The organism is Natronospirillum operosum, from assembly GCF_004768465.1.
In the GTDB taxonomy this organism is placed as follows: Bacteria; Pseudomonadota; Gammaproteobacteria; order Pseudomonadales; family Natronospirillaceae; genus Natronospirillum; species Natronospirillum operosum.
The window spans coordinates 858,655-881,357 of sequence record NZ_SRMF01000001.1; the positions used below are offsets into that span (position 1 = coordinate 858,655).

22 protein-coding genes and 1 pseudogene are annotated in these 22,703 nt (G+C 58.0%); 20 read left to right on the top strand and 3 right to left on the bottom strand.

Annotated features, from left to right (window positions below):
* Positions 1-63: 63 nt before the first annotated feature.
* Positions 64-3,276 (bottom strand): ribonuclease E, encoded by a 3,213-nt coding sequence (gene rne / locus E4656_RS04010; protein WP_135481375.1) that lies wholly within the window; start codon positions 3,274-3,276, stop codon positions 64-66.
* 567 nt (positions 3,277-3,843) lie between these two features.
* Here rne and E4656_RS04015 point away from each other — a divergent pair.
* From E4656_RS04015 to E4656_RS04110, 20 genes and pseudogenes are all read left to right on the top strand, one after another.
* The gene (locus tag E4656_RS04015; protein WP_135481377.1) at positions 3,844-4,833 is read left to right on the top strand and encodes an RluA family pseudouridine synthase; all 990 of its coding nucleotides are present in this window, start codon (positions 3,844-3,846) and stop codon (positions 4,831-4,833) included.
* 72 nt (positions 4,834-4,905) lie between these two features.
* A complete protein-coding gene (locus E4656_RS04020) occupies positions 4,906-5,958 on the top strand; it encodes a S49 family peptidase (RefSeq protein WP_135481379.1) in 1,053 nt (350 codons plus the stop codon).
* A gap of 275 nt (positions 5,959-6,233) precedes the next feature.
* Positions 6,234-6,353: pseudogene (locus tag E4656_RS04025) on the top strand (transposase); the annotation flags it as partial.
* Between the two features lie 484 nt (positions 6,354-6,837).
* Positions 6,838-8,139, top strand: coding sequence for a chromate efflux transporter (chrA, locus tag E4656_RS04030; protein WP_135481381.1), 1,302 nt, complete (start codon positions 6,838-6,840; stop codon positions 8,137-8,139).
* A gap of 286 nt (positions 8,140-8,425) precedes the next feature.
* Positions 8,426-9,310: a class A beta-lactamase gene (gene bla, locus E4656_RS04035; protein ID WP_135481382.1), complete on the top strand. Its 885-nt coding sequence runs from the start codon at positions 8,426-8,428 to the stop codon at positions 9,308-9,310.
* Positions 9,311-9,712: 402 nt separating this feature from the next.
* Complete coding sequence (locus E4656_RS04040) at positions 9,713-9,970, top strand: integrase core domain-containing protein (RefSeq protein ID WP_167855922.1); 258 nt, start codon at positions 9,713-9,715, stop codon at positions 9,968-9,970.
* A 108-nt stretch (positions 9,971-10,078) separates the two neighbouring features.
* Positions 10,079-10,543, top strand: a complete 465-nt coding sequence (locus E4656_RS04045) for a putative molybdenum carrier protein (RefSeq protein WP_135481386.1) — start codon at positions 10,079-10,081, stop codon at positions 10,541-10,543.
* 157 nt (positions 10,544-10,700) lie between these two features.
* The gene (locus E4656_RS04050; RefSeq protein ID WP_135481388.1) at positions 10,701-10,922 is read left to right on the top strand and encodes a type II toxin-antitoxin system Phd/YefM family antitoxin; all 222 of its coding nucleotides are present in this window, start codon (positions 10,701-10,703) and stop codon (positions 10,920-10,922) included.
* A 127-nt stretch (positions 10,923-11,049) separates the two neighbouring features.
* Positions 11,050-11,298, top strand: a complete 249-nt coding sequence (locus tag E4656_RS04055) for a hypothetical protein (RefSeq protein ID WP_135481390.1) — start codon at positions 11,050-11,052, stop codon at positions 11,296-11,298.
* Positions 11,299-11,408: 110 nt separating this feature from the next.
* Positions 11,409-11,828 carry a MarR family winged helix-turn-helix transcriptional regulator gene (locus E4656_RS04060; RefSeq protein ID WP_135481392.1) on the top strand — a complete coding sequence of 140 codons (420 nt, stop codon included), beginning with the start codon at positions 11,409-11,411 and terminating at the stop codon, positions 11,826-11,828.
* Between the two features lie 264 nt (positions 11,829-12,092).
* On the top strand, positions 12,093-14,096 hold the full coding sequence (locus tag E4656_RS04065; RefSeq protein ID WP_167855923.1) for a putative bifunctional diguanylate cyclase/phosphodiesterase: 2,004 nt from the start codon (positions 12,093-12,095) through the stop codon (positions 14,094-14,096).
* On the top strand, positions 14,093-15,328 hold the full coding sequence (locus E4656_RS04070) for a sensor histidine kinase (protein WP_135481395.1): 1,236 nt from the start codon (positions 14,093-14,095) through the stop codon (positions 15,326-15,328). The genes E4656_RS04065 and E4656_RS04070 overlap by 4 nt, the downstream gene beginning before the upstream one ends.
* Positions 15,303-15,755 (top strand): response regulator, encoded by a 453-nt coding sequence (locus tag E4656_RS04075; protein ID WP_135481397.1) that lies wholly within the window; start codon positions 15,303-15,305, stop codon positions 15,753-15,755. Before E4656_RS04070 ends, E4656_RS04075 begins: the two co-directional genes overlap by 26 nt.
* A 161-nt stretch (positions 15,756-15,916) precedes the next feature.
* Positions 15,917-16,372, top strand: coding sequence for a CopD family protein (locus E4656_RS04080; protein ID WP_135481399.1), 456 nt, complete (start codon positions 15,917-15,919; stop codon positions 16,370-16,372).
* A gap of 15 nt (positions 16,373-16,387) precedes the next feature.
* Positions 16,388-16,738, top strand: coding sequence for a hypothetical protein (locus E4656_RS04085; RefSeq protein ID WP_135481400.1), 351 nt, complete (start codon positions 16,388-16,390; stop codon positions 16,736-16,738).
* Entirely contained in the window at positions 16,739-17,956 is a 1,218-nt protein-coding gene (locus E4656_RS04090) for an FAD-dependent oxidoreductase (RefSeq protein ID WP_135481402.1), read from the top strand. It begins immediately after the preceding gene.
* Positions 17,957-17,983: 27 nt separating this feature from the next.
* The gene (locus tag E4656_RS04095; protein WP_135481404.1) at positions 17,984-18,469 is read left to right on the top strand and encodes a YbaK/EbsC family protein; all 486 of its coding nucleotides are present in this window, start codon (positions 17,984-17,986) and stop codon (positions 18,467-18,469) included.
* Between the two features lie 12 nt (positions 18,470-18,481).
* Positions 18,482-19,378, top strand: coding sequence for a DMT family transporter (locus E4656_RS04100; RefSeq protein ID WP_135481406.1), 897 nt, complete (start codon positions 18,482-18,484; stop codon positions 19,376-19,378).
* A gap of 5 nt (positions 19,379-19,383) precedes the next feature.
* Positions 19,384-19,746 carry a hypothetical protein gene (locus E4656_RS04105; RefSeq protein WP_135481408.1) on the top strand — a complete coding sequence of 121 codons (363 nt, stop codon included), beginning with the start codon at positions 19,384-19,386 and terminating at the stop codon, positions 19,744-19,746.
* A gap of 85 nt (positions 19,747-19,831) precedes the next feature.
* Positions 19,832-20,149, top strand: coding sequence for an antibiotic biosynthesis monooxygenase family protein (locus E4656_RS04110; protein ID WP_135481410.1), 318 nt, complete (start codon positions 19,832-19,834; stop codon positions 20,147-20,149).
* A 17-nt stretch (positions 20,150-20,166) separates the two neighbouring features.
* Here E4656_RS04110 and E4656_RS04115 read toward each other — a convergent pair whose 3' ends face one another.
* Together E4656_RS04115 and E4656_RS04120 are read right to left on the bottom strand one after the other, a co-directional pair.
* Positions 20,167-22,236: a hypothetical protein gene (locus E4656_RS04115; protein ID WP_135481411.1), complete on the bottom strand. Its 2,070-nt coding sequence runs from the start codon at positions 22,234-22,236 to the stop codon at positions 20,167-20,169.
* A 125-nt stretch (positions 22,237-22,361) separates the two neighbouring features.
* The gene (locus E4656_RS04120; RefSeq protein WP_135481413.1) at positions 22,362-22,568 is read right to left on the bottom strand and encodes a dodecin; all 207 of its coding nucleotides are present in this window, start codon (positions 22,566-22,568) and stop codon (positions 22,362-22,364) included.
* Positions 22,569-22,703 lie beyond the last annotated feature (135 nt).

A 22,703-nucleotide genomic window follows, 5' to 3' on the forward strand; every position in this document is an offset into this window, starting at 1 on the left:
ATTGGACGGATACAAAAAAGGCGGCCCGAAGGCCGCCTTTTTTAGGCTGGTGCAAGGTCAGACTCAGGAGTCTGCCTGCTGACGCTTGCGCATCTCACGCGGGTCGTTGGGCGCTCGGCCCGACTTCCGGCCCGAAGAGGCTTCTGCACTGTCCTTGTCGTTTGCCGGCGCCGATTGCTCTGCGCTGGTGGCAGCCGGTGGCGCTGCGGCCTCAGGCTTTTCCACCTTGGGCGGTTCGGCTTGGGGTGCTGCTGTCACGGGCGCTTCGGCCTTGGGCTTTTCGACCTTCGGTGCCTTGGCGGCCGGGACTTCAGCTTTTTCTTCAGCAGCCAAAGCTTTGGGGGCTTCTGGCGCCGGTTCAGGCTTGCTGTCTGTCGGCGCCGCAGGCTTTGCTTCCGGTTCGGCCTGCGCAGTAGCCTGATCCTCGGCTGTCGGTTTGGCCGGTTTTCTGGCTCTGGAAGCGGCTTTTGGCTTGTCGGCCTTGGGCTTGTCGGCCTGGACAGGAGCTTCCGCCGGCTCGCTGTCTGCTTCAGGTGCTGCCTGTGCGGCAGCAACCTTGGCGTCGGTCTGCGGCTGCTGGTCGGTCTGAGCATCGCTGTCAGTAGTTGCGGTGCCTTTCTGGTCCCCGGACTCGGACTCATTGCCGGCATCCTGGCCGCTGCTTCTGGAGCGCTTGGCGCCGCCACGGCTGCCGCGCTTGCGACCACCTGACTTGGGCTTGCTGTCTTCGTCGCCGCTGGCGCTGTCCTGGCTGTCTGCCAGTTGGTCCGCCTTCGCTTCTGTGGTTGCTTCCGCGTCTGCCGGTGCATTCTGTGCCTGCTCGGCCTTGCGCGGGGCCCTGGGCTTGCTCTCTTTCTTGCTGTCAGTAGCGGCCTGATCGCTGGCTGCTTTCTTTGCAGGGGCCTCTGCCGCAACATTGCCCTTGGCCGGTGCTGACTGTTCGGTGGCCGCAGTCTCCGTAGCCTGCTTCAGTTCTTCAGGGCGTTCATCACGACGCTCCTTGCGGTTCTGGCCCTTGGCGGCCTGACCTTGTTCACGGCCGGGACGCTTGCTCGGGCTCGCCATCGGTGCAGTGTCGTCTTGCGGCTGCTCGGCCTGATCATTCTGGTCTTTCTGCCGGTTGCCACTGCGACCGCCACGGCCTCTGCCGCCGCGAGCGTCATCCTGCTGACGACCACCGCGACCCCGGTTGCGCTCACCGGTGCCGCCACGCTCATTGCTGCGTTCGCCGTTGCCACCGCGCTCACTGCTGCGTTCGCTGTTGCCACGCTGGTCATTCTGCTGACCACCCTTGTTGTCGGTATTGGTGCCGCCCTTGCCACGACTGCCGCGACGACGATTATTGCCGCCCTGGCTGCTGTCATCGCTCTTGTCGGTACCACGGCCGCCACGGTTGTCAGCCTGATTCCGGTTGCCGCTGCCGCCGCGGGTGTTGTTACGCCCCCGGCTGTCGGCGCTGCGTCGCTGTTGAGCGCCACCGCGAGTCTGGGTGCCGCTGCGGCGACGGTCACTCTGGCGACCGCCCCGACGATTGTCATCGTCATTGCTGTCACTGCTGAACAGGTTGCTCAGCCAGCCACCCAGGCGGCTCATGACGCCGGGCTCTGCTCTGGCTGCTGCCGGTTTGGCCGCAGGGGCAGGGGCGCTGGGCTGCTGCGCTGCCGCAGGGGCCGGTGCAGGCGGTGCCATGACACCGGAAATGGCCGCTTCCTCCGGCTTGTGGCTGCGCTCCAGTACCGCTTCCTGCTCGGTGGTGGAATTGTCTTCCAGCTTCAGGGCGTAGGAGGGTTCATCGGTCAGGGTTTCATCGTCATCCCGCACACGGGTGACTTCATAATGCGGGGTCACCATGTCCGGGTTCGGAATGACCACCACCTGAACCTTCTGTGTGGCTTCGATACGTGCCAGATTCTCCCGCTTTTCGTTGAGCAGGAAGGTCGCTACCGGCATAGGTACAATGCACCGAACCTGAGCGGTGCGGTCCTTGAAGGATTCTTCTTCCATCAGACGCAGAATGGCCAGTGACAGCGACTTCACATCGCGGATCACACCATGGCCTTCACAGCGCGGGCACACGATACCGCTGGTTTCACCCAGAGAAGGACGCAGACGCTGGCGAGACATCTCCAGCAGCCCAAAACGGGAGATGCGGCCAATCTGAACACGGGCCCGATCGGAATCGGTGGCGTTTTTCAGACGGTTTTCCACTTCCTTTTGATTGCGGCTGCTCGACATGTCGATAAAGTCAATGACCACCAGGCCACCCATATCGCGCAGACGCAACTGGCGGGCGATCTCGTCGGCCGCTTCCAGGTTCGTGTTGAGTGCGGTTTCCTCGATATCACCACCCTTGGTGGCGCGTGAGGAATTGATGTCGATGGCGACAAAGGCTTCGGTCGGGTCAATAACGATGGAGCCGCCGGAAGGCAGTTTCACTTCGCGCTGGAAGGCGGACTCGATCTGCGCCTCGATCTGATAGCGGCTGAACAGCGGCACCTGATCTTCATACAGCTTGAGCTTGGCCTCGAAGTGCGGCATGACCTTGCGTACAAAATCCATGGCGTGTTCGTAGACTTCCTTGTTGTCGATCAGCACCTCGCCGATATCCTGGCGGAGATAGTCGCGGATGGCACGGATGATGACATTGCTCTCCTGCAGAATCAGGAAAGGGGCCGGGCGTTCACTAGCCGCGCCGTCAATGCTCTCCCAGAGTTGCATGAGGTAATCAAGATCCCACTGCAGTTCTTCCGAGGTACGGCCAATACCGGCCGTGCGCACGATGACACCCATGCCTTCGGGAATATTCACTCCACGCATGGCGTCTTTCAGGTTGGAACGTTCCTCACCCTCGATACGTCGGGAAATACCTCCGGCGCGCGGATTGTTGGGCATCAGCACCAGGTAGCGACCAGCCAGACTGATCAGGGTGGTCAGGGCGGCGCCCTTGGTGCCACGTTCTTCCTTGTCCACCTGCACAATGACTTCGGTGCCTTCGGCAACCACTTCCTTGATATTCACCCGTCCCTGAACATTCGGGTCCTTGAAATAGGTGCGGGCGATTTCCTTCAGCGGGAGAAATCCGTGGCGCTCGGAGCCGAAGTCGACAAAGGCGGCTTCCAGGGAGGGTTCTACGCGGGTGATCTTGCCTTTATAGATGTTGGCTTTTTTCTGCTCGTGGGAACCGTTTTCGATATCCAGATCGTAGAGGAATTGACCATCGACGAGGGCGACCCGAATCTCTTCGGACTGGGTCGCATTGATCAGCATTCTTTTCATAGAGAATCTGTACTCTTTTCCATGATTTTACGGAGTAGAGCCACAGTCTCAGTGCCTGAATGAAGCGTGCTCATGGGAGCAGACAGTGTCTGACCCGAGCAGGGCAGGTGGTACAGGCGGCACCCAACACAGGGGCGGGCCCGACCAACAGCGGGAATACTTTTGGGGACGGTATTGATAACGGCACAGCTCGGGGCTGTTTTAACCTGCCGGGCTCCGGGATGTCAGCGCGCCTGCCCGACGGCCTTGGCCGTCGCGGGGAAGAAACGATGTTGTCCAATTGACGTGCAATCCGGCTGCGAAATCTGGCTTAGGGCCGCAGGAAACCGTGTCTGACCGTCCAGTCTTACATTCAGTGAACCGAAGACTTGTCGCTCGGTTTTGGGTGGCCCGGCTCTTCTGAAGCCGCACACACCACTAAAATTGCGTCGCGTTTTCGTGTCAGCAGGGCAAGCCGGCATGTTCTTGGCCGGGGCCTCTGCGACTCTACGCAATATATCAGAAAATGGCGATACAGCAAATGCCTGCCAATGGTTCCTCCGCACGCAGGCTGATACCATACGCGCCATGACAGACTCCTCTCCAATCAATGCTGCGGCCGACACCACGGCCGATCAGCCGTACCGCGTGCGTCATGTGCGTATAGATGCCGGCCACGAAGGCCAGCGGCTGGACAATTTCCTGCTCCATGAACTGAAAGGCGCCCCCAAGAGCCTGATCTATCGCATTATTCGCAAGGGTGAGGTGCGCGTGAACAAGAAACGCGCCAAGCCTCTGCAGAAGCTGTGTATTGGCGATGACGTGCGGGTGCCACCGGTGCGTCTGCAGCAGAGTGATACTCCGCCGCCACCCTCGGCACAGCTCAGCCGCACGCTGCGCGAACGCATACTGTGGGATGATGATGCCTTCATGGTAATCGACAAACCCAGCGGTCTGGCCGTGCATGGCGGCAGCGGCATTACGCTGGGTCTGATCGAGAGCCTGCGGCAGATCTACCCCGACTATCATCACCTGGAACTGGTGCACCGGCTCGATCGCGAAACTTCCGGCTGTGTGATGATTGCGAAAAAACGCAGCGCTCTGCGTCAGTTGCACGCCATGCTGCGTGAGCATCATATCGACAAGCAGTATCATTGCATCGTGCACGGGCGCTGGCCGGACCACCGCACCCGCGTCAATGTACCGCTGCGCAAGCAGGTGCTGCAGTCGGGTGAGCGCATGGTCAAGCCGGAAACCGAGGCCGGTGACGGTGCCAAGCGGTCGGATACCCGCTTTGCCGTGGAGCAGGTTCTGAGCGGGCCGGGGCTGACGCTGGTCAGGGCCAGCCCCAGGACCGGACGCACACACCAGATTCGTGTGCATGCGCAGGTGGCCGGCCACCCCATTCTGGGTGATGACAAGTACGCCACCAGCGAGCAATTGGCAGAGGCGAGAACACTGGGCGTTAAACGGCTGCTGTTGCATGCCAGCGCCCTGAATTTCCGCCACCCGCTGACCGATGAGCCAGTGGCTATCGAAGCGCCGCTGCCGGAAGCCTTTACCCGGCTGCTGTCGTAGCGAGGGACGCAAGTCCCGATCAATTTCGACGCCTGACACCAGGCGCAGACACAAGACAAAGGAAGACACACCATGGCAGATAACAACGAAACCTGGGACCGCCGTCCACGCCCCGAAGGTGACAGCTCCGGTCAGAACAACCCTGGCAATAGCCAGGACAGCCCGGCCAGGGTCTCGCGCCGCGAAGCCAAGGAATGGCAACTGATCGAGAAGATCGTGCTGACCCACAGCAACGAACTGAAGCGCAGCCGCCGCTGGGGCATCCTGTTCAAGTCGCTGACCTTTATCTATCTGTTTGCATTGCTGTACTACCTGGTCATCGCGCCTGGCGTCATGACCCGGGGGCCGGTACAGACCGGCGGCCATATTGCCGTGGTCGAAATGCACGGCCAGATCGCGGACAACTGGGACATCTCCATGGAGACCCATCGCGAGCCGCTGCTGGATGCCTTTGCGCATCCGGATACTCAGGCTGTGGTGCTGGATATCAACTCGCCCGGCGGCAGCCCGCTGCAGGCGCATCTGCTGTATGAACTGATCAATGACCTCAAGGCCGACTACCCGGACATCCCGGTGTACGCCGTAGTTGGCGAGATGGCAGCCAGTGGTGGCTACTACATTGCCGCTGCCGCCGATGAAATCTATGCCGGCGGCTCCAGCCTGGTCGGTTCCATCGGCGTGATTTCCGGCAGCTTTGGCTTTGACCGCGCGCTGGAAGAACTGGGTGTGGACCGCCGCATCTACACGGCCGGTGAAAACAAGGCCTTCCTGGACATGTTCTCGCCCGAGAACGAGGAGGCCGTGGCGCACTGGCAGACCGTACTCGACAGCGTGCACGAGCAGTTCCTGGAAGCCGTCATTGCCGGCCGGGGCGATCGACTGGATGACAGCAACCCCGATGTGCTCAGCGGCTTCCTGTGGTCCGGCCGGCAGGCTGTCGACAATGGACTGATCGATGGCATCGAATCCATCTACAGCCTGGCCAACCGGCTGGAGATCGACGAATTGCTGTATTTCGATCCGAAACGGGACCCCTGGCGCCAGATTCTGGACGACCTGGGCATCGCCGTGGGGCAGGGTATTGGCCAGGCCATACAGGCCGACCGCTGGTTCGAACTGCGCTGAAGCACCAACTGGCTCAAGCCTGACTTGCCCGGACTGCAGCTTGCAAATCCGGGCGGGTCAGCTATACCTAGAGTCAGGTCCGAACAGGCTCCACCCCAAGGACCCCACAAACCGAAGGCACAAACCGAAAGATTGGACAGCCACCTCACCCGGCCGGGCGGTAGCGTGCCCAGACTCCTTGTAGCGAGGCACGCAAGTGCCGATCTGGGGCCCTTGGCCGCGCACACCACGACTACCGCACCTCGAGCGACGCTACCTTGTGACTGACGCCCGAAGAGCTGCTTCGGCGCTTTCTGCTGCATGTCTTGCCCAAGGGCTTCATGCGCATCCATCACTATGGTTTTCTGGCCAATGCGGTCAAACGGCGCTGCCTGTCGCTGATCCGCCGGCAACTGCCGGGCCAGCAGAGGCAAAAAGACAAGATCACGTCGGCGTCGACGGACAGGCCTGGCGCGCACTGCCCGAATTGCGGCCACCAGCCGGTGGCGTGTCTGGGTGAGGATCAACCTAGTGGGCACCGGATGCCCAGGCACAGAGTCACACAGAGACTGGATAGCAGTTAGCAGCCGACAGAACGGAATCAAAACCCTTGCTTTGGGGTGGGCCCGAGGGGTGGCCTTGTCGCAGGGGCAGCAGGGGTGTACGACCGGACAAGGTCTTCTCGTCGTGGATGGCGAGCGTGTTCGACGGCACAGTCGGACCATACCCCTCGCTGACGAGCAGGGACGCCCGAGGCAAAAAAAATTCCCTAGACAACGAGGTCAGGCGGCGTTCAACATGCGGTTGTAGCGGCGCTGCGCTGCCGTATAACCGCTTATTTGTTGGGCGGCAAAGCTAGGCAGCCACCAGAGCATTACACACACTATCAGGGAGTAAAACTTGCGCGAAGTTAGTTTCAAAGAGGCGCTGGCCGTTTGGATTCGAATTGGGTTTCTGAGTTTTGGCGGACCAGCGGGGCAAATTGCCTTGATGCATAGGATTCTAGTCGATGAAAAAAAATGGCTGGATGAATCCCGCTTTCTGCACGCGCTCAATTACTGCATGCTCCTTCCGGGGCCGGAAGCCCAGCAGTTGGCTACCTATGTCGGATGGTTGCTGCATGGGGTAAAAGGTGGGATTGTCGCTGGCGTTCTATTCATCCTTCCGGGTGCAGTCGCCATCTTTGCGCTTTCCTGGTTGTACGTATCTCTTGGTGATCTGGCGGTGGTTGAAGGCGTCTTTTTTGGCTTGAAGGCTGCTGTGCTCGCTATCGTCGTACAGGCATTGATGCGCATTGGCCGCCGAGCACTTAAAAATACATTGATGCCGGTATTGGCGGTGGCGGGATTCATCGCCTTGTTCGTATTTGACTTGCCGTTTCCGCTCGTGGTTCTGGGCGCGGGGGCCATTGGCTATACCGTCGCAAAGAGGATGGCGATGCAGGGTAGACTCCAATCGGAGCCTGATATCAACACGGAAACTGTCGTTCGAGCTGGAACCAAACGAGCGGCCGTGGTGTGCTTGCTGCTGTGGCTGCTGACCGTGGGTGGTTTGCTGGCATTATTAGGCTACGACAACGTATTCTCCCAAATCGCAGTTTTCTTCTCGAAGATGGCGACGGTAACATTCGGCGGCGCGTATGCGGTACTTGCTTATGTCGCCCAGCAGGGGGTAGAAAACTTCCAGTGGCTTGAGCCCGGCGAAATGCTAGAGGGGCTTGGCCTGGCCGAAACCACGCCAGGTCCCCTCATTCTGGTAACCCAGTTTGTTGGGTTCCTTGCCGCTTACCGAGAGGCCGCTATTGAGCCTAGTATTTTTTATGCATCAATGGGGGCATTGCTGACTCTCTGGGTGACGTTTCTGCCTTGCTTCCTTTGGATTTTTGCCGGGGCACCTTATGTGGAGAAGCTGCGAGCAAATCAATCACTTTCCACAGCTTTGGCGGCAATCACGGCCGTTGTGGTCGGTGTGATCGCAAATCTGGCTTTATGGTTTGCTATCAATGCGTTATTTGCAGAGCAGCACCGAATTTCAGGATTCGGCGTGGATATGAGTTTGCCTGTTCCAGGGAGCGTGGATCTTCCAATGTTGGCTTTATCAGCGGTCGCCTTTGTTCTGGTGTTCAGGCTGCGGTTGGGAATTCTGCCCTTGCTCGGCATTTCGTCAATGCTCGGTGCGCTGTGGGTTCTTTGGATCGCATGAATCGGTCGAACCTTTTCAGGGCGCCCAACACATATGAGACGTCTCGGCACAACAGGCAATAACGATTTTTTTTTGGCCGCGCCAAGCGGCCACTATCAAAACCATGAGCGAGCGCATCTACTTCGTCAGCCTTCGTGGGCTGTCGCACCAGGTGCTTACAGCAAACATATATTGAAGCTCACTTATTGTGGTTCTCACCACTGCCTGACCGGTTCGTTCCCTCCTGTCGGTCAGGTTACAAAATTCCACTTATCACCGCGATGGTTTTTAGGGGGGATTACCTTCTATGTTTTGGATAATATTAGTGAAATTTAAAGTAGTTTTTTCTTGCGCTGTTTTATTTTCTTCCTCATATTTGATTGCCGATGAAGGTCTTCTGATTAGTGAGATCGAACGTATTGAAAGCCATCTTGATGCACGCGTCGGCTTTGCCGCATACGACACGGAATCAGACATGAGATGGGAGTACAACTCCGAGCAACGCTTTGCACTAGCTAGCACATTTAAAACTCTAGCATGTGCGGCACTATTGGCGCGAGTAGACGCAGGAAGCGAACAGCTGACAAGGAGCATAAGTGTTTCATCATCGGATCTGGTAACTTACTCGCCAGTTTTAGAAGAGTATGCTGACAACCGTAATATAAATCTTTCAGAGCTTTGCGAAGCTACGATGACAATAAGTGATAACACAGCGGCCAACCTTATTTTACAGAGTTTAGGCGGGCCAGAAAGTGTCACAGCATTTGCTAGACAGCTAGGCGATGATGTTACGCGTTTGGACCGCTGGGAAACAGAGCTTAATGAAGCAGTGCCGGGTGATGAGCGAGATACAACGACACCAAATGCAATGATTGGCAACCTTGAGCAGTTGCTACTTGGTAATGTTTTAACAGAAGAGTCTATAAATTTATTAAAGACGTGGTTGATTAATAATCAAGTTGCAGATGATTTGTTTCGGTCGGTCAAACCCGATGGCTGGATCATTGGCGATAGAACTGGCGCAGGTGGATTTGGATCTAGAGCTATTACTGCAGTTATTTGGCCTCCCGAACGAAAACCGATCTTCGTAGCATTCTATATAACAGAAACAACAGCCTCATTCGAAGAAAGAAATGCTGCGATAGAACAGCTTGGGCGTGTTCTTATGGAATCAATAGAGTCAAGCGAATAAGTGCATGACAAGGCGCAGCAGTTCGCCACTGAACCTGCCCCGATAAAACGGGCACCCCAAAATTGCCCGAAGGTGTCCCATGCCAAAGTCCAACCTGGCCAAGAAAACCCGTCAGTACAGCCTTGAATTCAAGTGCAAGACCGTTGAAATGATGCTCAACCCGGAAGTCCTGATCAAGGACGTCGCCTAGCGCATGGGCATCCATCTGTTCATGCTGTCACGGTGGCGCAAGGAATACAGAGAAGGCCTGCTGAGGAGAACCAGAACCGTGGCCCCGAAGAAGCCCCGCAAGCCCAAGCCAGAACAATAGGATAGCGCTGTGGCAGCCCCTCTCTGTCAACCTAGTTGTCCATTCGGCGATTTCGCCGTTTAGCTCCTCGAGAGGGTGCTTTGGACAACGCTATGCCACGCTATTCAAAAGAGCGGAAAGCCGACGTGCTCAGCAGCATGAACCGACCAGGGCACTGTACTGACAACGGCTATGCCGAATCGTTTTTACACTCGCTGAAGGCCGAATTAATACATGGCACAACCTATAACACCGACCATGGGCTGTACACCGCAGTCCGTGACTACATCAATGACTTCTACAACACGCAGCGCCTGCATTCTGGCATCGGCTACCGAAGCCCGATAGAGTATGGGCAGACCGTTGCCTAACAGAAATGTGTCCGATTTATCGGGGCGAGATCACAGCCTTTCCGTTGCGGCTTCGCCTGCACTCCAAAGCTGCGCGTGTTGGGGACGTTGTGTTGATTGGGGCCAGCGATGCTCTCAAAAGTCATAAGTGGTGGACAAACCGGCGCCGACCGGGCGGCTCTTGACGCCGGTCTAGAGGCAGTCTTCCCAATTGGAGGTAGTTGCCCAGTGGGGCGAATGGCGGAAGATGGGCCGATCAGTAGCGCATATACTTTGACAGAAATTGGTGGCGGCTACCGACAGCGTACTAAGCAAAATGTCGCGAGTTCTGATGGTACCGCAATTTTTTATGAATCTTATGTGCAAGGCGGCACTGAAACTACGGTTCTCTTTTGTATTCGGCAAGGTAAGCCCTACAAGTTGATTGATATTGAGCTAGTTGAGCCCGATCGCGCAGCAGAGCTTTTGACTTCTTTCGTCCGTCAGTACAGCGTCGATGTTTTGAATGTGGCAGGACCCAGATCAAGCAGTTGCCCTAGAATTTATGACTATGTGAAGCAGGCCATCAGCCTGGTCATACAAAAATCAACATAGCCAGTGCAGGCACAGCGACGTCCTTTCCATTGCGCCTTTGGCTCCATTCCAAGGCCGCGCGTGCTGCAAACGTTATGTTCCATTGCGACCCTTCTTGCCAACATCACAGCTCAGGAGTGCACTTGGACGTACCATTAAGCGTACATAAGTGATTGCCATGTCAAAAATTCGCGTCGATGAAGATATTCGCCCCCTGTCTGAGTTTCGGGCGGGAGTCGCTACATTTGTGAAGCAGATCGATGAAACCCGTCGCCCTATGGTGTTAACTCAGAGGGGGCGCGGAGTTGCCGTGCTGATGGACATCCAGGAATACGCGAGAATGGAAGAGCGCCTGGAGCTGCTGGAGGATGTTGAATGGTCAGCTACTGCGGATATCTGAGTTTGGTGATGCAGTGGCTAAAGAGCCCCAGGCGGTCATAAAAGCATTGAGTGCATAGCGCAGATGCTGACAGTCCAATTCTTGTGCCCTTTGTGGAATCAGAGTCCAATCCGAGGAGGCCGGCGCAATGTCTACATCCGAGTGCAATGACATGTTGCCACCCTGGCTTCAGTATCCTGACATTCCGCTGGGGTCCATGGGTTGGCGCATGGGCCCGGGCGAAGAGTACTGGTATCAGTTTGTCGCCTGGCTCGGTGAGCTCAGTGCGGCGGAACGAGAAGCCTACAAGAGGCGGCACCCCAGGCCGGAAAGCTGGGCGGTATTCTGGCCCTACGTCCCTGAACAGCTGGCGGCCTTTTTTGACACGGAGGCATGAAATGGCGGGCCGCAGGGTAGAGCAGGGGCGGCAGTCTTGATTGATGCTTGACCAGTCAATCATTTCATGTATATGATTGAGCTATCAACTATCAAGCAAGGATCTTCCGCATGCCCGTTTCATCTCAACCGGCGCTGCTGCTCAAGCTGGTCGCTCTGCACTCGAAGATACAGCGGCAACTGGCCGGTCAGCTGTCATTTCATGGGATCAGTTTTACCGAGTATCTGGTACTGCGGCAGTTGCATGAAGCACCCGGCAACAAACTGCGCCGGGTCGATCTCGCGCAACGTGTCGGGCTGACCGCATCAGGCGTCACCCGCTTGCTGAACCCCATGCAGAAAACCGGCCTGATCGACAAGGAAGATGCGGCGCGCGATGCCAGGGTCAGCCTGGTGACGCTGACCAGCGCCGGTGCAACCATCTTCAAGGATGCCGATGTTTCGTTCACCGAGGTTGCACAGTCATTCTTTGAGCCATTGGCGGCTGAAGATCAGCGTGACCTGCTCCGAATGACAAGTGCCCTGATCTGACGCTGCGAACAACCACGGCGCTCAACGGTGTCAGGGCTATCGACATGCTGTTCGATATTCTGTGATTCATGTCGTATAAGAGACCTGTTACACAAGGCATTGAATCGTTTGAAATTTGACCGCCACCCGGCTTCAGACTAGTTTCTGACTAATAGCAGACGCCAGGACTGAGGGTATAAGGTGAGCTCAACGTTAAGTGCCAGCCAGGCAGATTCCAGAAATGTGACGCTCATGTCCGGCCGGGAGTCTGATTCAGACGGTTCTGTGACGGCACATCATCAACTGAGTATTCTCCTGATTGAGGACAACCCGGGTGATGCCGATCTGTGTGAGTCCTATCTGCATGAGGCCTTCGGTCCGCGCATTGAAGTTGTTCAGCTTGGCCGGCTCAGCCAGGCAGAAGCTATGCTGGAACAGCGGCCCTTCGATATAGTCCTGCTGGATCTGGGGTTGCCGGACAGTTCTGGCATTGACTCGCTCATCAGTCTGAGATTCAGTGTTCCCTCCGTACCCATCATCGTATTGACCGGTAATCGGGACAGTCGCATCGGCATCTGCGCGATTCGTGAGCATGCACAGGATTTCTGCGCCAAGCAGGACCTGAGTCCGGGAATGCTCTATCAGTCCATTCGCCATGCCATGGAGCGTCACCGTCTGCAGGAACAGTATTTGCGGGTTCTTGAAACGAACCCTGATGGCATGATTGTCCTTGACCGGCAGGACTGCCTTCTTTTTGCCAATCAGGCGGCTTGTCATCTGCTGGATATCAGTTTGCCTCAGGACATTGGGCATCGACTGTCGCTGGATATCATGCGGGCAGATGGTACAGAGCTGGCATTGCCTGCAGAGCGCTATGTAGAAATCCGCACGGCACACCTGGATTGGAACAGATCACCTGCAACGCTGATTGCCTGCCATGATATTACGGCGCGCAAGGAGGCCGAGCAGAAACTTGTGCAGATGGTGCAGGTAGACCAACTGACTGGTCTCTCCAGCCGCAGTTATTTCTTCGACTATTTGCAAAGGCTGCTGCCGCATGCTGACCGGGAAGGCGGCACAATTGCCATACTGTTCATCGACCTTGATCGTTTCAAGCACGTGAACGACACCCTGGGTCATGTTGTGGGCGATGAGTTGTTGCGTCTGGCCGGGGAGCGACTCCGCGCCAACTGCCGCCGCAGTGACTTTGTCGCGCGCATGGGCGGAGATGAATTTGCCATTGCACTGCCGGATGTGAAAGGCCCTGATGATGGTGCTCATATGGCAGAGAAGCTGATTAAAGCGTTCCGACAGCCCATAGACATTGGTGCATCCAGTGTCAGTATTGGTCTGAGTATCGGGATTGCCACCTACCCGCATTGCGGCACTGATGCTCAAGGGCTGTACGCTGCTGCTGACACGGCCATGTACCAGGCCAAGACTCAGGGCCAGAACCACTATCAGTTCTTTTCCGAGAAACTGCAGCATGAGGTGGAGGTTCGTTTGCACCGAGAGCAGATGGTGCGCCGTGCTGTTGCAGAGGACCGGCTCTGGCTGGCATTCCAGCCCCAGGTGTGCGCCAGAACCGGAAAAACAATGAGTTTCGAAGCCTTGTTGCGCTGGCCGAAAGGCTGGGGCACGCCGTTGTCACCGTCAGAGTTTGTCCCGGTGCTGGAAGACACAGGCCTGATCGAGCAGGTGGGCTTTCAGGTCCTGATGCAAGCTGCGGTATTTGCAAAAGAACTGGAGCGTGTAACAGGTGCTGCATACCGAATGGCGGTCAATGTGTCCATGCGCCAGCTATATGGTTCCGGGCTTTATGAGCAGGTGGCACAAGTGCTCGCTGCCACTAATCTGGCCCCGGATCGCCTCGAACTGGAGCTCACAGAGAGCGCGACCATGGTTGATCTGGAAACCACGGTCAAGACACTGACTTCTCTGCGCCAACTGGGCATAACGATCGCCATCGACGACTTTGGAACCGGCTACTCTTCGCTGAACTATCTGCGCCGTCTTCCTGTTGATGCGCTGAAGATTGATCGAAGCTTTGTCACCGAGATAGGCAACAACAGAGAGACGGAAGCGATTCTGCACAGTCTGCTGAGCCTGGCGCGAGCGCTACGCCTGAAAGTCATTGCCGAGGGGGTGGAAAATGCCCGGCAGGAGAAATTCCTGCGCAAGGCGGGCTGTGATCTGTTGCAGGGTTATCGGATCTGCAGGCCAGCGCCCACCGGGACCATCCTCGACTGGTTGGAACAGCAGAAAGATTCCTCTGAGGAACATTCATGACCGACCAGACAGGCAGTGTCAAAAAAAAGCATCTGGCCCGCAGCGCTGAGCACCAGCACCTGTCTGCCGGCTGTTCCCCGCAGGAAGCAGAATTGGAGGCAGAGCGTCGCCGCTACCGGGATATCATAGAAGCTTCGCCTTCGGCCTTGATTCTGGTTGGGCCTGACGGAGGTATTGTGCTGGTGAACCGCGCCACCGAAAGGCTTTTCGGTTACAGCCGGGACGAGTTGCTGGGCAATCCGGTCGAGATGCTGATCCCGACGTCTGTGCGCACTGGTCACAAGAAATATCGCAAGAGCTACTTTGCTGAGCCTCAGCCCAGAATCATGGGGCAGGGCAGAGATCTTTACGGGCTGAGCAAGAATGGCGAGGAGGTTCCGATAGAGGTTGGCCTGACACCGATTCAAATGCCCAACGGGATTCATGCACTCAGCGCCATCATTGACCTGACCCGACGCAAGCAGGCCGAAGATGCCCTGGCACTCCAGGCTGATGAACTGGCACGTTCCAACGCGGAGCTGGAACAGTTTGCCTATGTCGCCTCTCATGACCTGCAGGAGCCTCTGCGCATGGTGCGCAGTTATACCGAGCTGATGCAGAAGCGTCTGCCTGATGATCTCGATGCAAGCGCCCGCAAGGCCATGAAATATGTGGTTGAAGGGGCAGAGCGAATGCAGCTGTTGATCGACGATCTGCTCCTGTATTCCCGCGTTGGGCGAGCAGACCTGGCGATTGACCGGGTAGATGTCAATGCGGTGGTGGATCATGTGATCAACCTGGTCAGTGTGAGTCTTGCGGAACAGCCGGGTGCCTGTATTACCCGTGATGAACTGCCGACAATACGGGCATCCGAATCCATGCTGGTACAGCTGTTCCAGAATTTGATTTTCAATGGCCTCAAGTTTCACGGCGAAGAGCCGGCGCGGGTCCATGTCAGCTGCAAGGAGCTGAAAGACCGCTGGGATTTCTCGGTTCAGGACAATGGCATTGGCATTGATGCAAAGTATGCAGAACGGATTTTTCAGGTCTTTCAACGCTTGCACGAACGAGAGCGTTATCCGGGGACCGGCATCGGTCTGGCCATCGCCAAGCGCATTGTCGAGCGCCACGGCGGTGAAATAGGGTTCAAGTGCAAAGTGGGAAAAAGGGGCACCCGGTTTTACTTCAAGTTGCCCAAGGATCCTGCTGGTAGAAGGGGGGGCTCCCATGAAACAGCAGTCGAGACCGATTGAAATCCTTCTGGTGGAAGATAATCCGGCAGACGTGGATCTGACGCTGGAAAGCTTTGCCGAGATCAGCACCCGCAATCGACTGCACCCGGTCAAGGATGGCGAGGAAGCTCTGCGCTTTCTGCGCCAGCAGGGAGAATATACCAACGCTGTCCGACCCGACATGATTATGCTGGACCTGAACCTGCCGCGCATGGATGGCCTCGAGGTACTGGAAATCATAAAGAGTGATCCGGAGCTCAAAACCTTGCCGGTGCTTGTGCTGACCTCATCGCATTCGCAGAAAGACATTCTCGCCAGTTACAGCCTGCACGCCAATTGCTACCTGACCAAACCGCTCGGACTGGACCGGTTCTACCAGATTGCACGCGCTGTAGAGTCATTCTGGTTCGACCTGGTGGCACTGCCCAGGACAGAACGTCCGGGTTGAGAAATGTCGCCCATAGACACCGTTCTGTTGGCACAGTAGCCAACTTCCATGCTCTATCAGGCTTCGCTAGCCGATGCTAGAATGCGGTCGCTGTGTATTGTCCAAGCCGCATTTCCCGAGAACAGGTTTGTACAGCGCCCTGTCGAGCAAGGAGAATCTTCATGGGTATAGCGATTGCTCTGCATACTCTGGCCGCAGTGATCTGGGTCGGTGGCATGTTTTTCGCCTACATGGCGATGCGACCAGCGGTCGTGGAGACTGTGGAGCCTGCTGAGCGCGGGCTGTTGTGGCATCGAACACTGAACCGTTTCTTTCTGTGGGTCTGGGTTTCGATCGCTGTGCTTTTGCTGACCGGCTACTGGATGGTGTTCAGCGTCTTTGGAGGCATGGCTGGTGCCGGGTGGCATATCCATCTGATGCAGGGCCTGGGTATCGTAATGATGCTGGTCTTTCTGCATGTCTATTTCGCGCCATTTCGGCGCTTGCGGCTGGCCATAGCCGACAGCAATCCCGAGGAAGCAGGCCGGCGGGTAGGCCAGATTCGCAAGCTGGTGGCGTTCAATCTGGTTCTGGGGGTGATTGTCGTGCTGGTCGGTTCCGGGGGACGTTTTTTCTGAAGCAAAAGGGATTTTATGAATTTATCGCTGCTTACGTCATTGCCCGTCATGGGCGCGCTCATGGTAGGGGCGACAGTGGTCGGCATTGCCTGGGCTCTGGTAGTGATTCTGACCAGTGATGACCCGCTGGCGTTGATACTGGTCCCCTTGATCGTCGCGCCGTTTGCCGTGCCGCTTCTTCTGGGCACCTTCCTGTGGCTGGGGCATGGCTGGGCCCTGATGGCGCTGCGGATAACCCTGGTACTGCTGATGGCCTGGGCCCTGTTTCTGGACCGGGCCTACGCGCTGAACCTGTTCGTTGTACTGCCCTTGATGAACTATGTGTTCGTCTTCTATGTGGCCTGGCTGTTGCTGTCGTTTGCCTGAATGAATAGACAACGTATTGCTGTGATTGGTGCCGGTACTGCTGGTCTTGCGGCGGCAACCCTGCTGGCACGCCAGGGGCACGACATCACCCTTGTCGAGCGCGCCAGCGCGCTGGAGCCAGTGGGTGCAGGGTTGCTGCTGCAGCCTTCGGCCATCGCAACCCTGGCGGACATGGGTTGTCTCGAGCACCTGCTGCAGTACGGCCAGAGAATCGATGCTCTCTATGGCTGGACCGGTGGTGGCCGGGCGATCATGCAGGTTGAATATGCCCACCTGAAAGACAGCAGCGAGGTGTTCGGGCTCGGGGTTCACAGGGCCGCACTGTGCCATGTGCTGGACAGCGCCCTGAGCGCGGTGCAGCATCGACGCTGGCTGGGCTCTGAGGTGTTGTCGATCGAGCAGGGCGAGCGGGAGGCCATAGTCAGCTTCCGTTGCCAGGCACAGGTCCATAGCGAAGCGTTTGATGCGGTGCTGGTGGCCAACGGCAGCGCCAGCCAACTGCGACCGCAATCACTGGTGCGTCATGATCGCCTGTACCCCTGGGGTGCGATGTGGCTGATTCGCCCCTTGACGCACAGCCTGTCAGCCCTGAACAAACCCTGGCTGCAGCAGAAATATGATGGTTCTGCGGTGATGCTGGGCGCCTTGCCCACAGGATGCATGCCGACGGATACCGCGACACCGATGCTGAGCCTGTTCTGGAGCCTCCCGGTCGCGGCCATTCCTGACTGGCAGGCCGGGTATCTGGATCTGGCGCAGTGGAAAGAGCGCGTAGTGACCTTGTGGCCCGACCTGCAAGGGCTGATCAGTCACATTGAAAGTCCGTCCGAGTTGCTGCCGGCCACCTACCGAGATGTCATCCTGTCGCGCTGGGGGGAAGGGCGCACCGGCGTGATCGGAGACGCTGCACATGCGATGAGCCCGCAACTGGGGCAGGGGGCCAACATGGCGTTGCTGGATGCTGCTACTCTGGCGCGGGCAGTACAGAGCAGTGCAGACTGGGACAGCGTCTGGGCACAGTTTCATGTGGCCAGGCAGGGTTCCATTCGCTTCTATCAGCGCATGAGTCGCCTGCTGACGCCGCTTTTCCAATCCAGAATAGTCGGTGCATCATGGGCGCGCGACCTGGCGTTGCCGCTGTCACACCGGGTTCCCTGGATGCGTCGGCAGATGGCAGAAACCGTCGCTGGCAGAAAGCAGGGCTGGTTACTGAAATGAAAGGAATTACAGAGGAGGTTGTGCCTCATGGTTGAACCATTGACCCCGGATCATGTGAAGGCGGCGCTCGAAGCGCTGGGTTTGAAGGTGTCGATAGAGCATTTCGACAGTTCAACGGCGACATCGCAGGAAGCAGCCGATACGCTGGGGACGGAGCTGGGCAGTATCGTCAAGAGCCTGTGTTTCCTGATCGGCGACGAGCCGATCATGGTGCTTGGTGCCGGCGACCGGCAGATGGATGATCGCAAGCTGGCAGCATTGCGTGGTGTGGGTCGCAAGAAAGTCAGGATGGCCAGACCGGAGCAGTCCATCGAGTTCAGCGGTTACGCGCCCGGTGGGGTGCCGCCGATTGGTCACCGCGTGAGCATGCCGATCTATATCGACGACACGCTGGCCCGATTCGAGACCGTATACGCAGCAGCAGGGGCCTCCGATACGATATTCCGGATCGCCTACAGCAAGTTGCTGGAGGTTACCGGGGGCGAGGTAGTGGATGTGGCTCGCAATGTCTGAGGGCGCTCACTGATGTCGACCTGGTCGCAGAATTTATGGGTGAAAGCAACTCCGGTGCTGTTTGTGTTGCTGTGGAGCACGGGCTTTATCGGCGCCAAGTACGGTCTGCCCTATGCCGAGCCCTATACCTTCCTGTTCGTGCGCTTTGTGTGCACGCTGTTTCTGCTGTACCTGCTGATTCGCCTGTTGGGCGAACACTGGCCCACCGAGCCCAGGCTCTGGTTCCATATCGCCGTGGTCGGGGTGCTGGTGCACGGCATCTACCTGGGGGCGGTGTTTACCGCCATCAAGCTGGGCATGCCGGCCGGGGTCACGGCGCTGATCGTGGGCCTGCAACCGCTGGTAACGGCAGGTCTGGCGCGCTCCTGGCTGGGTGAGCGCATCAGCGGCCGCCAGTGGATCGGAATAGTGCTGGGTCTGGTCGGTATTGTCATGGTGATGGGCGAGAAGCTCGACCTGGCCAACCCCGAAGCACTGTTCGTCGGTTTTGGCTGGGCGGCTGTGGTGTCGGCATTTTCGGCGTTGTTGGGTATCTCTGTGGGTACTCTGTATCAGAAGCGCCACTGCACCGGCATGCCGCTGGTCACCGGCACCTTTATCCAGTACATGGGGGCCATGGTGGTGCTCGGCGTGGCCGCAATGCTGTTCGAGACACGAGAAATTGACTGGACTCCTACCTTTGTTGCGGCCTTGCTGTGGCTTATATTCGGGCTCTCCATCGCCGCCATCCTGTTGCTGATGACGCTGATCCGCCGCGGTGAGGCGTCCCGGGTGGCCAGCCTGTTCTATCTGGTGCCACCAGTGACCGCACTGGAGGCCTGGATACTTTTCGGGGAGCGCCTTGGTCCCATGGCCCTGGTAGGCATCGCAGTGGCTGTCAGTGGTGTGGCACTGGCCAACCGACGGTAACAGATATGAATGTCATCGAAGAGTCGATCCGCCTGCACGACCTTGCTTGGCGCGATCACAGCCGGTTCGCCGAGCATCTGGAGCAAGCTGCGAAGCTGCTGCGGGCGGAGTACGAGGATGGTGAGCGGGACTCGTTGCTGATCAACAACTATGCGGCAGTGCTGCTTGATCTCCATAGGGATGCGGAAGCACTGGCGTTGCTGCAGTCATCAGTGCCTGATTGTGCCGAGCATTGTTTGAACACTGCCATTGCCATAGCGAAATCAGCTTATGATCTGGCCCGGATCAGACAATGGAATCTGGCAACTGCGGACTATCCGCGCCGGCAGGGTGCTCTGGTGGCCTATATGGACTGGCAGGGACTCTGATCGCAGTGTCGGCTGGGCGCTTTATCAGGCCAACAGAATGGCCGCAACCGGACTGAAACCCTGAACAGAGAGGAAGCATGACATCATGAGCGAAATCGCCCAGACCCCGAAGCCGCCCTACTATGCGGTTATCTTTACCTCCCTCCGCACCGAGGGGGACCATGGCTATGGTGCCATGGCCGACCGCATGCTGGCCCTGGCCGCGCAACAGGAAGGCTTTCTGGGCATTGAGTCGGCACGCGAGGGGCTGGGTATCACGGTATCCTACTGGGACAGTCTGGAAGCCATCAGAAACTGGAAGCAGCACAGCGAGCACCAGGAGGCGCAGCAACTCGGGCGTTCAACCTGGTACTCGGCATTCAGGGTGCGGATCACGAAAGTCGAGCGAGAATACGGAGCCTGAACAGGCTCCGTTCCTGTTCAGTTCAGCCGTCGGTAGCGGTAGCGCGTACTGTAGTCATCCTGCGAAATGCACTGGAAACTGCCGTCAGGCTCCCTGCGCACCACTTCACAGCGCACAGGCTCTGCTTCCAGGACCTCCCAGGGTGAGAAATCATCCTGGCAGCTGTTGCGTTCGCGGGCTTCACGCGGTCCCCAGATCAGGGCGCGGTTGTCCGCCGACCACTCGAAACGTTCTTCAAAGACACTGCAGTTGCCTTCAATCTCGGCGTATTCGGCCTGTCCATCCGTGCCCAGATAATCCTCACCAATATCGAACCAGCTGCATTCCTCGAAATAGGAAAGCTGGTACCGGCCGGGCTGGATGGGCATGCCTGCCGAAGCAGATGGCTGCACCTGCAGCGTCTGGGTGAGGGCCAGACCGTCTGGTGCCATGCCCAGCCAGCCGCCGATATCGAGGTGTTCCAGATGGTTGGCCATGTCGGTCAGGTTCATGAGGGCATCACAGTTGCCGGCCATGTCCATGCCGCCGGTGGCGGGCTGCGGGTAGCTGTCCATTGGCAGGTCTTCCAGATGGCGCACGAAGCCGGGCAGATCCATGGACCCGGCGAACAGCGCATTGCGGTGCTCGACGGAACCCAGGACCAGCGCACGATTGCGGGCCTGTTCGCCATGGTAGACCACCAGATAATCACCGCTGATACGCACCTGCATCGGCGCGTCTGGCAGGGGCAGGGTGGCCGAATCTCCGCTGTCCGGTACCTGAAAGCCTGGCGGCAATTCCAGGGCTTCGGCCAGAATCATGGCCAGCCGCTGCGGGTTTTCGGCCCGTATGGCGAGCAACCCGTCGAATGATGTCCAGTCTTCCTCCTCTGCTGCCTGCAGGTCCATGTCGAACAGTTCCAGAATCAGGCCCTCGGCTCCCTGCGCCATGGCGGAGCCTGCGAGGACAGCAGCCATGTTGATGTCCGCCAGATCGGACTGCAGTTCCACCAGGGGTGGACAGGTCCAGTCGGCATTGATGGCCCGGTTGCGCCAGGCCAGCAGGGTGTCTCCCAACTGATTGACATTCAGGGTCAGGCCCATGCGCAGCAGGCTGTCTCCGGGCTGGTCCAGATCGACCGGTAGACGGCCTTCCAGAGCGGCGAGCTCCTGCAGCACCTGGGCGTCGCTCAGTGTCAGCACGCCAAATCGGTCCAGTTGCAATTGCCCGTCCTGCACGGTGAGGTCGCTCATACCCCAGAGTATCTCCGGGGTGACCTCGGCGAAATCGATCAGCTCGGCCCTGCAGAGCGCCATGTCCGGATCGTCCATGGCCGTCCGATACTCGGGTACAAAGCGTTTCAGGTCCTGGGTCAGTGACGGGTTGTCGGCGGCCAGCACAGCGCGGGTCAGGCCGGCATAATCGAACCACCAGAAATCCGATCCGGTCAGGCTGTGCCGGCTGATCAGATCGTCCACCCGACCACTGTCGGCGAACGAAGGGGCCTGAAGGCTTTCTTCCAGACGCTCTGCGATCTGAGCTCCGGTCATCTCGCCGGGGCTCATCATGAACCGGGCAGTATCGGCAGACACCCAAAGATGGCTGTGAATCGGCACAGCGGGATCATTGTTCAGCGGGTAGAGCCGGCCGCCGGCGGTTTCCTGGACTGCGTTTGTCGCTACCGGCAGGCCCTGCTCGGACAGCCAGCTCAGCAGTTGGGTGTCCGAGGTCAGGTCAACCCGAATCACTGCCACCAGGCCGGCGTGGTAGGCCGTAAGCCAACCTTGCGGGTCAAGGCCCAGAGTGGACTCCACCGTGTCCGGGCCGTCGGCAAACAGGCGCTCCACTTCAGCCTGCAGGCGCACGAACAGAGGAATGTCCTCCGCTGCCAGGTCCTGCATGGTGCTGAGAAAAGTCTGCTGCCGGATGTCACCCATCAGACTCTGGGTGGCTACCAGATCATCCAGCCGGGTCTGGTAGTGAAACAGGCTGTCCGCAGGTATATCGGCAAGATGGGGGTTGGTGTCCGCGAGCAGCGCCTGAAATCCGGTGGCACTAAGCAGGGTAGCCAGCACTGCGGTGCTGGCGAGGCGAGAAATCAGAGTCATAATGCTTCCTTTCTGAAATACAGAAGTCCTGAAGAAGCGCATTTTGGACAATGTCCCGCCCGCTGGCAACTGTGGCAGTGCCATAGAGTGACAAAGATCACGGCGTCGGCTCTGCCGGAGCGCGGTTACTCGAGGCGGAAGCCGATCTTCACCACGACCTGGAAGTGGGCAATCCTGCCGTCCTCGATATGGCCCCGTGACTCGATCACTTCATACCAGTCCATGTTGCGCACACTCTCCGAAGCCTTGGCGATGGCATTGCGGATGGCGTCATCGGTCCCGGTGCTGGACGATCCGGCGATTTCTATGAGCTTGTAGACATGATCGGACATTTCTTCTCTCCTGCTGGTCGGCTTTGACATGGGTGTCGCTGACAGTGTAGACGCCTTGCGCCGTCTTCGCGGCCCGCAGGCCGTAATCTGCACTGGCTCACAAACTGGCCCGGCTGCGGTTTGTCTTTTCGCTGC

What these genes read in the sequence shown, in the direction of transcription:
- rne (WP_135481375.1), bottom strand. Translation starts at nt 3,276, where the DNA reads ATGAAAAGAATGCTGATCAATGCGACCCAGTCCGAAGAGATTCGGGTC.
- E4656_RS04015 (WP_135481377.1), top strand. Translation starts at nt 3,844, where the DNA reads ATGACAGACTCCTCTCCAATCAATGCTGCGGCCGACACCACGGCCGAT.
- E4656_RS04020 (WP_135481379.1), top strand. Translation starts at nt 4,906, where the DNA reads ATGGCAGATAACAACGAAACCTGGGACCGCCGTCCACGCCCCGAAGGT.
- bla (WP_135481382.1), top strand. Translation starts at nt 8,426, where the DNA reads ATGTTTTGGATAATATTAGTGAAATTTAAAGTAGTTTTTTCTTGCGCT.
- E4656_RS04040 (WP_167855922.1), top strand. Translation starts at nt 9,713, where the DNA reads ATGCCACGCTATTCAAAAGAGCGGAAAGCCGACGTGCTCAGCAGCATG.
- E4656_RS04045 (WP_135481386.1), top strand. Translation starts at nt 10,079, where the DNA reads ATGCTCTCAAAAGTCATAAGTGGTGGACAAACCGGCGCCGACCGGGCG.
- E4656_RS04050 (WP_135481388.1), top strand. Translation starts at nt 10,701, where the DNA reads ATGTCAAAAATTCGCGTCGATGAAGATATTCGCCCCCTGTCTGAGTTT.
- E4656_RS04055 (WP_135481390.1), top strand. Translation starts at nt 11,050, where the DNA reads ATGTCTACATCCGAGTGCAATGACATGTTGCCACCCTGGCTTCAGTAT.
- E4656_RS04060 (WP_135481392.1), top strand. Translation starts at nt 11,409, where the DNA reads ATGCCCGTTTCATCTCAACCGGCGCTGCTGCTCAAGCTGGTCGCTCTG.
- E4656_RS04070 (WP_135481395.1), top strand. Translation starts at nt 14,093, where the DNA reads ATGACCGACCAGACAGGCAGTGTCAAAAAAAAGCATCTGGCCCGCAGC.
- E4656_RS04075 (WP_135481397.1), top strand. Translation starts at nt 15,303, where the DNA reads ATGAAACAGCAGTCGAGACCGATTGAAATCCTTCTGGTGGAAGATAAT.
- E4656_RS04080 (WP_135481399.1), top strand. Translation starts at nt 15,917, where the DNA reads ATGGGTATAGCGATTGCTCTGCATACTCTGGCCGCAGTGATCTGGGTC.
- E4656_RS04085 (WP_135481400.1), top strand. Translation starts at nt 16,388, where the DNA reads ATGAATTTATCGCTGCTTACGTCATTGCCCGTCATGGGCGCGCTCATG.
- E4656_RS04090 (WP_135481402.1), top strand. Translation starts at nt 16,739, where the DNA reads ATGAATAGACAACGTATTGCTGTGATTGGTGCCGGTACTGCTGGTCTT.
- E4656_RS04095 (WP_135481404.1), top strand. Translation starts at nt 17,984, where the DNA reads ATGGTTGAACCATTGACCCCGGATCATGTGAAGGCGGCGCTCGAAGCG.
- E4656_RS04100 (WP_135481406.1), top strand. Translation starts at nt 18,482, where the DNA reads ATGTCGACCTGGTCGCAGAATTTATGGGTGAAAGCAACTCCGGTGCTG.
- E4656_RS04105 (WP_135481408.1), top strand. Translation starts at nt 19,384, where the DNA reads ATGAATGTCATCGAAGAGTCGATCCGCCTGCACGACCTTGCTTGGCGC.
- E4656_RS04110 (WP_135481410.1), top strand. Translation starts at nt 19,832, where the DNA reads ATGAGCGAAATCGCCCAGACCCCGAAGCCGCCCTACTATGCGGTTATC.
- E4656_RS04115 (WP_135481411.1), bottom strand. Translation starts at nt 22,236, where the DNA reads ATGACTCTGATTTCTCGCCTCGCCAGCACCGCAGTGCTGGCTACCCTG.
- E4656_RS04120 (WP_135481413.1), bottom strand. Translation starts at nt 22,568, where the DNA reads ATGTCCGATCATGTCTACAAGCTCATAGAAATCGCCGGATCGTCCAGC.